We start from the raw sequence: 11,923 nt of genomic DNA, 5'->3' as shown, positions 1-11,923 counted from the left end.
TCATGGGCACCGACGACCGCACCGACGGACCGGACCCCGGCTCGCCCCGAGCGTCGTCCGGGGACGACCCGGTGCGCCGTGCCGCGCAGTACCGGGTGGACCGCGAGGTCGAGCGCGAACGCGCCGAGGCCGGGCTCCCGCCCCGCACCGCGGAGGAGGCCGCGGCGGACCGCGCCGACGGGCGCCGCGTGCCCATGTCCGAACGTGCCCGGTTCGCGGACACGGCGATCGACCAGGCGATCCGCCGGGGCGAGTTCGACGACCTGCCGCTGCAGGGCAAGCCGCTGCCCGGCATCGGCGGCTCGCACGACCCGGACTGGTGGCTGAAGAACCTCGTGCAGCGCGACCACATCACCGGCGTCCTGCCCGCCGCCCAGCTGCGCCAGGAGGACGCCGTGCTGGAGGAGACGCTCGACCGTGAGGGCGACGAGCACCGGGTCCGCCAGGTGCTCGAGGACTTCAACGCCCGGGTGGTGGACGCCCGCCGTCAGCTCCGGGGCGGACCCCCCGTCGTCACGCCGACGCGCGACGTCGAGCGCGAGGTCGCGCGGTGGCGCGTACGACGAGGTCGATGACCCGCCCGGTCGGCAGGGCTCGCGCCGTGCGCGCGCCACGCCTAGGTTGAGCGCCATGCAGGACGGGGGACCCGAGAGCGCGACCCGGACGTCGGGCACGGACCCGACGGCCGGTGCCGCCGAGCCCGTGACCACCCCGGGGTGGGAGCCTGACGTGCTGCCCGGGTTCGAGCAGCGGACCCTGCGCCTGGCGCCCGACTTCGAGGGCGAGGTCGACACCACCCTCGTCCGGCCCGTCCCGCCCGCACCGGACGGGGCCCGGCCCGACGTCGGCGTGGACCTGCTCTACGTGCACGGCTGGACCGACTACTTCTTCCAGACGCACCTCGCCGACTTCTGGGAGCGGCTCGGCGTCCGGTTCCACGCCCTGGACCTGCGCAAGTACGGCCGGAGCCTGCGCCCGCACCACACCCCGGGGTTCGTCACCCGGCTGGAGACCTACGACGAGGACCTCGAGGCGGCACTGGCGACGATCGGGCACGGCCGGGACGACCGGACGGACCGACGTCTGGTGCTCATGGGGCACTCGACCGGCGGGCTGATCCTGAGCCTGTGGGCCGCCCACCACCCCGGGCGCGCCGCGGCGCTGGTCCTGAACAGCCCCTGGCTGGAGTTCCAGACGCGCAAGGTGGGCCGCCGCGTCCTCGAGCCCGGTGTCCGCGCGCACGCGGCGCTCGCGCCGCGCAGCCATCTGGTGAACGTCGACCAGGGGTTCTACGTCCGGTCCATCTCCCGGCGGTACGAGGGCGCCTGGGACGTCGACCCGGCGTGGCGGCCCGACGACGGATGGCGTGCCACACCCGCCTGGCTGTCGGCGATCTTCGACGGCCACGAGGAGGTCGCCCTGGGTCTCGACCTCGACGTCCCGGTGCTCGTCATGCTCTCGACACGGACGGTCCGCCCGGTGCGGTGGTCGCCGGAGATGCTGCGGGCGGACACCGTGCTCGACGTCGAGGGGATCGCCGAACGCGCCGCCCGGCTGGGCCGCCTGGTCACGATCGCCCGGATCGAGGGGGCCCTGCACGACGTCACGCTCTCCGCGCCGGACGTGCGCGCCGTCGTGCGGCAGGAGACCGAACGGTGGTTCCGCGCCTACGTGCCGACCCGTCCCCCCGCACCCGAGCCCGCTCCGGAGGCGCCGTGGTGGCGCCGGTTGTTCGGGTCGGCGCGCTCCGCCGAGTAGTCCGTCCGCCGGGTGCTCAGGCGAGGCCGAGCTCGACCCGCACGTGCGCCACGATCCCGTCGGCGGCGGCCTCGATCTCGTCGAGGCACACCTCGAAACCGTCCGCGTCGCCGTACCAGGGGTCGTCGACGTCGAGCCGTGACTCCTCGCCCCGGCCCCCGACCTGCGGAGCGTCCGGGTCGAAGGACCTGTACATCCGGATCTGCGGATCTGTACCGTTCGCGAGCCGTCGCAAGACGTCGGCGTGCCGCGACGTCATCGCCAGCACGAGGTCGCGCTCACCGAGCTCGTCGGCCGAGACCTGCCGCGCCCGGTGGCCGTCACCGACCGCGTAGCCCCGGGCGGCCAGGGCGCGCCGGGCCCGGGGGTCGACGGGGTTCCCGTGCTCCTCGTCGCTGACACCGGTCGAGTCGACCGTGACGCGGTCGGCGAGACCCGCCCCGTGCAGCCGGTCGCGCAGCACCACCTCGGCCATGGGGGAGCGGCAGATGTTGCCGGTGCACACGGTCATCACGCGGTAGATCGTCTGGCTCACGACCCCATGCTTGCACGGCCGCGCGGACCCGTGCCGGGCGTCCGCGGTCGGCGTGGTCGCGCGGCGTGAGGACCCACGACCCCGTACCGTGACGGCATGAGGTGGTCCGCCGAGGGTCTCATCGCCGTCACCGGAGCGTCCGGGCGCGTCGGGTCCCGGCTCGCGTTCCGGCTCGCCGCGGAGGGTGCGCACCAGCGCCTCGTGGTGCGGGACCCCTCCCGCGTCCCGCGCCTCGACGACGGCCGCCCCCTGCCGGAGTGCGAGACCGCGGTCGCCGACGGGTACCACGACGACGAGGGCATGCGGGCCGCGTTCGACGGCGTCCAGACGGTGTTCCTCGTCAGCGCCCGCGAGTCGGAGGACCGCGTGGCCGAGCACGTGGCGGCCATCGACGCCGCTGTCCGGGCCGGCGTCGAGCGCATCGTCTACGTCTCGTTCGTCGGCGCCGCCCCCGACGCCACCTTCACGTTCGCCCGGGACCACTTCCACACCGAGCAGCACCTGCGCACGACCGGGCTGCGCTGGACCGTCCTGCGGGACAACCTGTACCACCAGGCGCTGGCGTCGTTCGTCGGGCCGGACGACGTCATCCGCGGCCCCGCCGCGAACGGACGGGTCGCGTCGGTGGCCCACGACGACGTCGCCGACGTCGCCACCGCCGTGCTGCTGGACGAGGATCCCCGCCGCCACGACGGCGTCGTCTACGACGTGACCGGCCCGGAGGCGATGAGCCTGCTCGAGGTGGCGGCCGCGCTGACCGTCGCGACCGGCCGCGAGATCCGGTACCACGCGGAGTCCGTGCCCGAGGCGTACTCCTCCCGCGCGCGGTTCAACGCCTCCGCCGTCGAGCTCGCGGGGTGGGTCTCGTCCTACGAGGCCATCGCGGCCGGCGAGATGGCCACCGTCTCGCACGACGTGGAACGCCTGGTGGGCCGTCCCGCACGGTCGTTCGCGCAGTGGCTCGACGACTACCCGGACGAGTGGGAGTCGCTCCGCCGCAGCGGCCCCGTGGGTCCGGTCGCATAAATCGCTGGGCACCTCCGGCCGCCGGGCGTAGCGTGCTCGGCGTACGCGAAAGGAGGTGATCCGCACGGTGAAGAACCGACGGACGCACGAGGTGGTCGCGGTCTGAGCACCGCGACCACCCGGGACCCGCGGGGGCCACGCCGTCGTCCAGCGTGGCAGGAGGACCACCTCCGACCCGCGGGCCCTGCTATCCCTTGACGCAGAACCCCGTGATGGCGTCGGCCGCGATGATGTCGGCCACCGGGTCCGGGCTGGCCGCGCAGTTCGCGACCCCGGACTCGACGATCTCGAAGCCGGTCCAGGCGACCTCGACCGACGTGCTGCCGTCCGCGCACGACACGAGCGCGGTCTGCGTGCGGTGCTTGGCGTAGTCGTACAGGACGTACTTGCCCTTCTCGGCACCGGCCAGCGCCTCGGCGGGGTCGGCCGGCCGCGGGACCTGGTCGGCCTCCAGCAGCCCGCCCGCCACGGCGTCGGACACGACGGCCTGCTGCGCGCCGTCGGCGTCGGACAGGTGCCGGGCGCCGGCCTCCTCGCCTCGCTGCCAGTCGTCACGCACCGTCAGCCCGTCGTCGCCGACCTGGATCACCTGCGCCGAGGTGTACATCTCCTGGGTGTCCGGCTCCCCCTGCCACTCCACGACGACGCCGTCCGTGCAGCTGCTCTCGACGGCCGGTGCGACCGCCTCCTCGGACGCTGCGGCCGACGACGAGGGCTCGCCGCCCGGTTCGTCGGCCCCTCCGCAGCCGGCCAGCACCAGCGCACCGGCGCTCACCAGCGCCACACCCACGGTCCCTCGACGCACCCTCGTCCACATCGCCTCATCGCGTGTCATGCGCCGCAAGGTAGCGGAGCGGAGCCGCTCCCCGGCACCCCTCAGCACAACGATTCGGCAACGGTTGACACGTGTCACCCTCCGGGCCCGGATTCCTCGGCACGACCCAGGGCCTCAGTCCCGTCGACGCACGACGACCGGCAGCACCCCCCAGAGCCCGAGCAGCAGGGCCGCGACCGCTCCACCCACCACCAGACCGACGGCACGGCTCACCACCACGTCGAAGACGAGCAGGGCCGTGGCCGACAGCGCGACGGCGAGCAGCACCAGCCCGAACCGCGTCATCCGGTCCCCGAGGCTGACCACGGCGAGCTTGAGGCGTCGGCGGAACAGCCCGCGGTGCACCGCCACCGGGGCGATGAACAGGCCGGACGTCACCAGGCACACCAGGACGTCGACCAGGTACACCGTGTGCTGGAAGGGGTCGAGGTCGGCGAACCGCGCCTGGAACGGCAGGATGAGCAGGAACCCCGTGAGGATCTGCACGCCCGTCTGCAGCACGCGCAGCTCCTGCAGCAGCTCGTTCCAGTTCCGGTCCGACCGCTGCTCCGCGGTCTCCGGCCGTCCGCCGCGCAGGCGGATCCGGCCCGTCTGGTCGCTCATCTCCCCATCGTGGCGCCTCCCTCGCTCCCGCACACTCGACGGCATACCCCTAGGGGTATTACAGTGGGTCGTGCCCGGAGGCGGCGCCCCTGCGCCCCGGAACTCCCGCCGGAAGGAGCACGCCATGTGCAGTCCCGCTCGTTGTCCCCGCTGCGGCAAGGTCACCTGGACCGGCTGCGGCATGCACGTCGACCAGGTCATGGCCGACGTCCCGCCCGCCGAGCGCTGCACCTGCCGATGACGTCGGCGCCGGACACCCGGGCGCGCCCGGCGGCACGGACGCGTCGACCGGTCAGCGCACGCCGGGTCGTCGTCGGCGTGCTGGCGGCCACCGCCCTGGCCGTCTGGTACGTCACCGCCGCCGGCGTCCCGGGCGCGGCGGCCACCGGACTGCTGGTCGGCAGCGCCGCGATCGGCGGCTCCACACTCGCCACGTACGTCCCGCCCACGGGGACCCGGTGGCGTGCGGTGCTGGGCTGCGGACCCTGCGACGTCGCGGCGGCGGCGACCGTGCTGGTCCCGCCCGTCCTGCTGGCGGGCTCCCCGACTGCCACCATGGCAGTCGTCGCCGTGCTCGCGACCGTCTTCGGGCGCTACCAGCGCCGGGCCGCCGCGGCGACCGCCTGCCCCGTCTGAGCACCCGCGATCCGGGGGAACGCCCCGGGAAGGAGTTCGTATGAGCTACACCCTCACCGCCACCGTCACCGCGCCCTTCGACGAGGCCGTCGCGGCGGTCCGCCAGGCGCTGTCCGACCAGGGCTTCGGCGTGCTGACCGAGATCGACATGGCCGCGACCCTGCGGACCAAGATCGGGGCCGAGATCGAGCCCTACCTGGTGCTCGGCGCCTGCAACCCGCCGCTCGCGCACCGCGCGCTGCAGGCCGACCGCTCCGTCGGAGCGCTGCTGCCGTGCAACGTCGTCGTGCGTGACGCCGGGGACGGGACCACGACGATCGAGGCCATGGACCCCCACGCGATGATGTCCGTCGCCGACAGCGCCGAGCTGGAGGCCGTCGCCGACGACGCCGCCCAGCGGCTGCGCACCGCGCTCGGGTCGCTGTCCTGATCCGTCCGCCGCCCGGGCGATGAGTCCGGGCGGTGCCGGCGGTCCACCCGGGTGACACCGACTCGAGGAGCGAGGACACCCGTGCACACGATCGTCGCCGTGGAGAACGTCTCGCTGGACGGCGTCATGCAGGCGCCGGCCGGCCCGGACGAGGACCCGCGAGGGGGCTTCATCCGGGGTGGTTGGGCCACCCCGTACCTGCAGGCCGACCCCGAGGCCGCGATGGCGGCCTTCACGGGACGCGCCGCCCACGGCGCCGCGCCGGGCGGGATGCTGTTCGGGCACCGCACCTACGACGACGTCGTCGGGTACTGGTTGACCACCACCGAGCCGAACCCGTTCAGCGAGGTGCTGCGCGCGTCCCCCAAGTACGTCGCGACGCGCGACCCGGACGTCGAGCTCGCCTGGCCGGCGTCGTTCCCGCTGGTCGGCGAGGCCATCCAGACCGTCGCCCGGCTCAGGGAGCAGGGCGACGGCGACCTGGTCGTCCTCGGCTCCGGCGCGCTTGTGCGCGATCTCGCCGCCGCAGGGCTGGTCGACCGGTACGTGCTGACGACCCTGCCCGTCGTGCTGGGTCAGGGCACCCGTCTGTTCGCCGGGACGCCCCTGGACCTCGAGGTCCGGTGGTCGACCACGTCCCCGAGCGGGATCGTCACCACCGAGTACGCGGTGCGGCGGCCGTAGCGCCCGCCGCACCGCGCCCCGGCCGCTCACCCCGCGGCGACCGGTGCGCCGCGGCACTGCCGGGCGAGGTGCTCCGCGACGTACCGCGCGTCCCGGCTCACGCCGGGGATCTGCTCGGACGCCTTGGCGTACTGGAAGTCCTGGCCGACGGAGTACAGCCCCGGCACCTCGGTGACCCCGCGGACCTGACGCACGCGTCCTCGCTCGTCCAGGACCGGCAGGTCGATCCACTCCTCCAGCCCGGTCCGGTACCCGGTGCACCAGACGACCGTGCCGACGTCGAGCACCGTGCCGTCCGCCGCCACGGGCAGGCCGTCACGGGCCGCCTCGATGCGCGGGACCCGGTGCACCCCGGCCCGCCGCAGGTCGCGGGGTCGCTCCCGCACCAGCAGGTCCGCCCGGGACTGCAGCACGGGCTGCGCGCGGCGTCCGACCGGGGTGTCGATCGTCAGCACGTGGCGGAACACGAGCCCCACGACCCGGGTGCCGAGGTTCCGCCCGAACCAGCCGTCCACGCGGAACGGCAGGTGCCCGGTCTCGGTGCCGGCCAACCAGGTCTCGTGGTCCCGGGCGGCCTCGACCGCGATCTCCGCCCCGCTGTTGCCCACACCGACCACGAGGACCGGCCCGTCGGCGAGCTGGGAAGGGTTGCGGTAGTCCGCGGAGTGCAGGGTCCGGATGCCGGGCCGCAGGTCGCCCGCGACCGCCGGCACCCGCGGAACCTGGAGGCCACCCATCGCCACGACGACGGCCTCCGCCCGGTATTCGCCGTCCGCGGCCTCGAGCCGGAACCCCGCGCCGTCGGACGCGAGCCGCCGCACCCGGACACCGTGGCGGACGGGCAGGTCGAACTCGCGCTCGTAGCGCTCCAGGTAGTCCGCGAACTCGTCCTTGGTCGGCACCGGGCCGCGGCGCCCGAGGTCCAGGCCGTCCAGGTGGTCGACCCGCGCCGGGGTGAAGAGGCGCAGGGAGTCCCAGCGCCGGCGCCAGGAGTCCCCCGCCCGGGCGGCGGCGTCGAGCACCACGTGCTCGACACCCTGTCGCGAGAGGTGGTACGAGGTGGCCAACCCGGCCTGGCCCCCGCCGACCACCACGACGGGTACCTCGTGCTGCTGCGTGCTCATGACTCCTCCTCGGGTCGGACGGAACGCAGGAAGCTCAGGGCCTGGACGGAGCCGGAGACGAGGCAGCCGGGGACGAACCCGAGCTGGTCGGTGACCAGGGCGTACGCGATCCACGGCGGCTGCACCGACGCCCCCAGCAGCCAGCCCCACCAGCGGGGCCCGCCGGCCGCCCACAACGCCGTGACCTGCAGCCCGGTGAGCAACCACGGCCAGCACGCCGGCGCGCCCAGGTGCGAGGAGGTCGCAGCGGCACTCACCAGCACGGCGACCACCACGGCGGCGCTGCCGGAAGCCCCGAGCGCGCACCGGCGCCGGGTGCGCAGCCGCTCCGCGAGATCCCCGGGGGAGACCGGGGCCGCGGACCGGGTCGGCACGATGTCCATGCCGTCGACGCTACGGAGCCGTGCGCCGCCCCGGTATCAGGAGTTCTCCCCAGGCGAGCAGGCCGTGCTCGGCCGCGAAGAGCGCGACGGCCGCCCGGCTCGACACCCCGATCTTGCGGTACGCGTGCTGCAGGTGCTGGTCCGCCGTCTTCGGGCTGATGCCGAGGGTGCGCGCGACCTGCTTGGTCGCCAGCCCGCGGGCGACGAGCCCCACCACCCGGCTCTCCTGCTCCGTCAGCCCGGCCGGCCGGTGCAGCGGCGGGGGCTCGAGCCCGGCGGCCTCGACGACGGCGGCGACCGCCTCGGCGTCGAGGCGCCCCTCGCGCACGTCACGGCCCAGCGCGTACACCGCCGCGGCGCGGCTCAGCCCTCGGCCGTGGGGCGGTGTCTCGCAGGCCGACCGCATCGCGTCGGCGGCGGCGAGCAGCCGCGCCGGGACCCCGAGCGCCGCGGCCGGCAGCCCCCGGTGGTACCCCGACCCGTCCAGCCGCTCGTGGTGGCAGACGGCGTCCCGGGCCAGGTCGCGCAGGAACGGGGAGGCGGCGCACACCCGCTCGGTGAAGTACGGGTGCAGCCGGACGTGCTCCCGGTCCTCGGCGGACAGCGTCCGGTGGGCGTGCCAGATCCGCGCCGGGACGCTGATCCGCCCGACGTCCTGCAGCAGCGCGGCCCGACGGACGTGCCGGACCTCCGCGGGGTCCAGTCCGGCCAGCTCCGCCGCGTCGCCCGCGAGCGCCGCCACCGCCCGGGACCGGCCTGCCCAGGCCGGCCCGACCACGTCCGCCAGCTCGCCGAGCGTCGCCACGGCGTCGTCGACCTGCTCGGCGGGGATCTCCCGCGGGGTGCCCGGTTCGGCGGCGAGCACCTCGTCCCAGGTCGCCCCCTGCTCGTGCGGCTCACCGAGGATCTCGTGGTGGTGCCGCACGAGCATCCCCGCCACCCACGGGTCGTGCGCACGTCCCGCCCGGTCGGCGATGACGTCGGCCGCGTACCCGCTGCCGCCGACGGACGCCTGGTGGGCGGCGTCGCGGGCGACCAGGACGATCCGCAGCGCGGTCGGGATCTCCTCGCCCCGACCCCGCCCCAGCACCCCGGACCCGTCCCACCGGTCGGTCAGGTGGTGCAGGTCGTCGGCGACGCCGTCGAGCCCCAGGTGGCGGGACAGGTGCTGGGCGACCTCGCACAGGGCGAGCTGCTCGCGCGGCTCGTGGGCGACGGCACGCGGCAGCCGGGCGACCGTCTGCCCCACGGCGGCGGGCACCGGCGCACCAGGGTCGGGCAGCGACCGCAGCACCACGCCCATCTGCTCGCGCCGGGTGCCCCAGATGACGTCGACGATCGACTCGGTGATCGGTCCCCCGAAGAACTCCGCCTTGACCGTCGCGTCGGCGGCGCAGCCGGCGTACGCCAGGAGGCTGAGGAAGTACGCCTGCCGGCGCACGGCCTCGTCGGCTCCCGCCACGTCGCACAGCCGCATCGTCGCGGCGGTCGCCTCGAGACCGTGCGCCCAGGGGAAACCCATGCCGAGGTCGGTGGCCAGGCAGAGGGCCGCGGCGACCTCGGCGGCGCGCACCGGCCGTGCGGTGGCCGACGCCGTCTCAGCCATGCTTCGACGATAGTCCTCGCCCTGCGGCTCGCCGCCGGTCACGCGGAGCAGATCACGCAGCGTGGGCGCGGAGCCAGTCCACGGCCGCGGGCAGCGCGGCCAGCACGCTGATGTGCCCGTCGTGGGGACGCAGCCAGAGCTCACCGGCCGGCAGGGCCCCGTGCAGCAACCTCCCGTGCCGGCGCGGCACCACCCGGTCCGCACCGCCCTGGACGACGAGCGCGGGGGCGGCGACGTCGGCGAGGGCGACACCCCAGTCCCGGACGAACGCGACGTCGTCGTCGACCAGACCCTCGGGCCACGACTCGCTCGCCCGTCCGGCATCGGCCCCGAGCGCGCCCCACGGGCCGGAGAACATCGCCACGTCGGCGTCGGTGAAGCTGGTGGGGTCGAACTCGGCCGTCTCCTCGTAGGCCTGCCGCGCCGCCGCACCGTCGAGGGCGGCCCGCAGCCCGCCGTCGTCGGCCATCGTGGCGAACCAGTCCTCGGTGCCGTCGTACGGGGCGATGCCGGCCAGGGTCACGACGCCGCGGACCAGGTCGGGGCGCCGGGCCGCGAGCGCCAGCGCGTGCGGACCGCCGCCGGAGGCGCCGACGGCGTGGCAGGCGGTGACGCCGATCGTGTCGAGCAGGTGCCCGGTGTCAGCGGCCGCGTCGGCGACGGTCCGCCCGGGCCGTCGGGTCGACCCGCCGTAGCCCGCCCGGGCCGTGGAGACCACCCGGATCCCGCGGTCGGAGGCCGCCCGCACGACCGGGGCGAGCAGCTCGCCGGACTGCGGGGACCCGTGGTGCCACACCAGGACGGGCGCCCCGTCGGGCCCGCCGGTGTCGTGCCCCACCAGCACGCGGCCGTCGGGCAGGTCGATCTCGTGCCGCACCGTCCCGCTCATGCACGCTCCTCGTCGTCCTCGTCGTGCGATGTCGACCGCCCCGACGTCGCGGTCTCATCGTCGCGCACCCGGTCGCCTGGCGCTGGCCGGGGCCCGCACCCGAGGATGGACCCGTGCCCACAGCCCCCGACGACGCCGAGATCGAGCTCATCCGACGGTCCGGCGTGGCGTTGCGCGTCGGCCGGTTGTCCCTGTCCGCCGGGACGGGGTCGTACCGCGTCAAGGCGTCGATGGCCCGCGCCGCCCGCGCGCTGGGGATCGAACGGCACCAGGCCCACGTCACGCTCACCGAGATCACCACGACCTCGCACCGCGGCCCGAGCTTCCGCACGGAGGTCACCGAGGTCCGCAGCGTGGGCATCAACGCCGACCGGCTGTGCGCCCTGGAACGGTTCGCGCAGGACGTCGAGCGGGACCAGCCCGTCAGCGTCGAGGACGCCACCGCGCGGCTCGACCGGATCCAGGACAAGCCCCCGCTGTACCCCGCCGCGCTCAACGCCCTGTGGGCGGCGATGGCGTGCGCGGCGTTCGCCTTCCTCAACCACGGCGGCGTCGTCGAGATCGCCGGGGTGTTCCTCGGGGCCGGTCTCGGGCAGGCGCTGCGCCGCGCCCTCATCCACCGGGGATGGAACCAGTTCGGCGTGACGATGCTCGCCGCGGCGCTGGCCACCACCACCTACGTGGGGTTCCTCGCCGCGTTCGGCGCGCTCGGGGGAGCGGCCACCAACCACGAGGCCGGGTACGTCTCCGCCGTGCTGTTCCTGGTGCCCGGGTTCCCGCTGGTCACCGGCGCGCTGGACCTCGCGAAGCTGGACTTCTCCGCGGGGCTGGCCCGGCTCACGTACGCCCTGATGATCCTCACCTCGGCGGCGCTGTCGGTGTGGGGCGTCTCGATGGTGGTCGGCCTGGACCCGGTCCCGGCCGAACCCATGGGCCTGGACCCGGCGCTGCTGGTGTCGCTGCGGGCGTTGGCGAGCTTCCTCGGCGTCCTCGGGTTCGCGCTGATGTTCAACAGTCCGTGGTCCATGGCGCTGGCGGCCGCCTCCATCGGGATGGTCGCCAACACCGGGCGGCTGTGGCTCGTCGACGCCGACGTCCCCGTCCAGGCGGCGGCCGCCGCCGCGGCCCTGCTCGTCGGGCTGCTGGCCGCCGTCGTCGCCCCGCGCATGAACGTGCCGCGGGTGACCGTCTCGGTGCCCGCCGTCGTCATCATGGTCCCGGGCGCGTCCGCCTACCGGGCGATCTACCACGTGTCGAACGGCGCGACGTCCGAGGCCCTCACCTACGCGGTGGAGGCGACGCTGGTGGTGGCGGCGCTGGCGATCGGTCTGGCGATCGCGCGGATGCTCACCGACCCCGAGTGGGGGTTCGAGCGCTGAGCACACCTCCCGCCACTTTCAATCTATAGCCCGGA

At 75.1% G+C, this 11,923-nt stretch carries 14 protein-coding genes; 7 read left to right on the top strand and 7 right to left on the bottom strand.

The annotated features are described in order from the left end of the window. The first annotated feature begins 2 nt into the window (after positions 1–2). Together HLI28_RS06670 and HLI28_RS06665 are read left to right on the top strand one after the other, a co-directional pair. Complete coding sequence (locus tag HLI28_RS06670) at positions 3–575, top strand: DnaJ family domain-containing protein (RefSeq protein ID WP_171246717.1); 573 nt, start codon at positions 3–5, stop codon at positions 573–575. A gap of 55 nt (positions 576–630) precedes the next feature. Next, positions 631–1,758 (top strand): alpha/beta hydrolase, encoded by a 1,128-nt coding sequence (locus HLI28_RS06665; RefSeq protein WP_171246716.1) that lies wholly within the window; start codon positions 631–633, stop codon positions 1,756–1,758. Positions 1,759–1,774: 16 nt separating this feature from the next. Here HLI28_RS06665 and HLI28_RS06660 read toward each other — a convergent pair whose 3' ends face one another. Next, on the bottom strand, positions 1,775–2,269 hold the full coding sequence (locus HLI28_RS06660; protein WP_171246794.1) for a low molecular weight protein-tyrosine-phosphatase: 495 nt from the start codon (positions 2,267–2,269) through the stop codon (positions 1,775–1,777). 120 nt (positions 2,270–2,389) lie between these two features. Here HLI28_RS06660 and HLI28_RS06655 point away from each other — a divergent pair, with 120 nt between their 5' ends. After that, the gene (locus tag HLI28_RS06655) at positions 2,390–3,319 is read left to right on the top strand and encodes an SDR family oxidoreductase (protein WP_171246715.1); all 930 of its coding nucleotides are present in this window, start codon (positions 2,390–2,392) and stop codon (positions 3,317–3,319) included. Positions 3,320–3,506: 187 nt separating this feature from the next. Here the strand turns inward: HLI28_RS06655 and HLI28_RS06650 are convergent, their stop codons facing one another. Both HLI28_RS06650 and HLI28_RS06645 read right to left on the bottom strand, forming a co-directional pair. Next, on the bottom strand, positions 3,507–4,154 hold the full coding sequence (locus HLI28_RS06650; protein ID WP_171246714.1) for a hypothetical protein: 648 nt from the start codon (positions 4,152–4,154) through the stop codon (positions 3,507–3,509). 114 nt (positions 4,155–4,268) lie between these two features. After that, positions 4,269–4,757 (bottom strand): DUF6328 family protein, encoded by a 489-nt coding sequence (locus HLI28_RS06645; protein ID WP_171246713.1) that lies wholly within the window; start codon positions 4,755–4,757, stop codon positions 4,269–4,271. A 237-nt stretch (positions 4,758–4,994) separates the two neighbouring features. Here HLI28_RS06645 and HLI28_RS06640 point away from each other — a divergent pair, with 237 nt between their 5' ends. The 3 genes from HLI28_RS06640 to HLI28_RS06630 all read left to right on the top strand — a co-directional run bounded on the left by HLI28_RS06640 (position 4,995) and on the right by HLI28_RS06630 (position 6,507). Beyond that, a complete protein-coding gene (locus HLI28_RS06640) occupies positions 4,995–5,393 on the top strand; it encodes a hypothetical protein (protein ID WP_171246712.1) in 399 nt (132 codons plus the stop codon). Positions 5,394–5,433: 40 nt separating this feature from the next. After that, complete coding sequence (locus HLI28_RS06635; protein WP_171246711.1) at positions 5,434–5,823, top strand: DUF302 domain-containing protein; 390 nt, start codon at positions 5,434–5,436, stop codon at positions 5,821–5,823. A gap of 81 nt (positions 5,824–5,904) precedes the next feature. Then, positions 5,905–6,507, top strand: a complete 603-nt coding sequence (locus HLI28_RS06630) for a dihydrofolate reductase family protein (protein WP_216077439.1) — start codon at positions 5,905–5,907, stop codon at positions 6,505–6,507. 26 nt (positions 6,508–6,533) lie between these two features. Here HLI28_RS06630 and HLI28_RS06625 read toward each other — a convergent pair whose 3' ends face one another. The 4 genes from HLI28_RS06625 to HLI28_RS06610 are packed head-to-tail and all read right to left on the bottom strand — an operon-like array spanning position 6,534 to position 10,509. Then, the gene (locus tag HLI28_RS06625; RefSeq protein ID WP_171246710.1) at positions 6,534–7,631 is read right to left on the bottom strand and encodes a flavin-containing monooxygenase; all 1,098 of its coding nucleotides are present in this window, start codon (positions 7,629–7,631) and stop codon (positions 6,534–6,536) included. Next, on the bottom strand, positions 7,628–8,014 hold the full coding sequence (locus HLI28_RS06620) for a hypothetical protein (protein ID WP_171246709.1): 387 nt from the start codon (positions 8,012–8,014) through the stop codon (positions 7,628–7,630). Before HLI28_RS06620 ends, HLI28_RS06625 begins: the two co-directional genes overlap by 4 nt. Positions 8,015–8,024: 10 nt before the next feature. Then, positions 8,025–9,620, bottom strand: coding sequence for an HD domain-containing phosphohydrolase (locus tag HLI28_RS06615; RefSeq protein ID WP_171246708.1), 1,596 nt, complete (start codon positions 9,618–9,620; stop codon positions 8,025–8,027). 52 nt (positions 9,621–9,672) lie between these two features. Next, complete coding sequence (locus HLI28_RS06610) at positions 9,673–10,509, bottom strand: alpha/beta fold hydrolase (RefSeq protein WP_171246707.1); 837 nt, start codon at positions 10,507–10,509, stop codon at positions 9,673–9,675. A gap of 113 nt (positions 10,510–10,622) precedes the next feature. On the opposite strand from HLI28_RS06610, the gene HLI28_RS06605 reads away from it, so the two are divergent. After that, a complete protein-coding gene (locus HLI28_RS06605; RefSeq protein WP_171246706.1) occupies positions 10,623–11,888 on the top strand; it encodes a threonine/serine exporter family protein in 1,266 nt (421 codons plus the stop codon). The last annotated feature ends 35 nt before the right edge of the window (positions 11,889–11,923 follow it).

It is taken from the genome of Isoptericola sediminis (assembly GCF_013085345.1).
Classification (GTDB): Bacteria; Actinomycetota; Actinomycetes; order Actinomycetales; family Cellulomonadaceae; genus Isoptericola; species Isoptericola sediminis.
The sequence above is the reverse complement of the archived record's forward strand: the minus strand, read 5'-3'. Positions and strand labels throughout refer to the sequence as shown.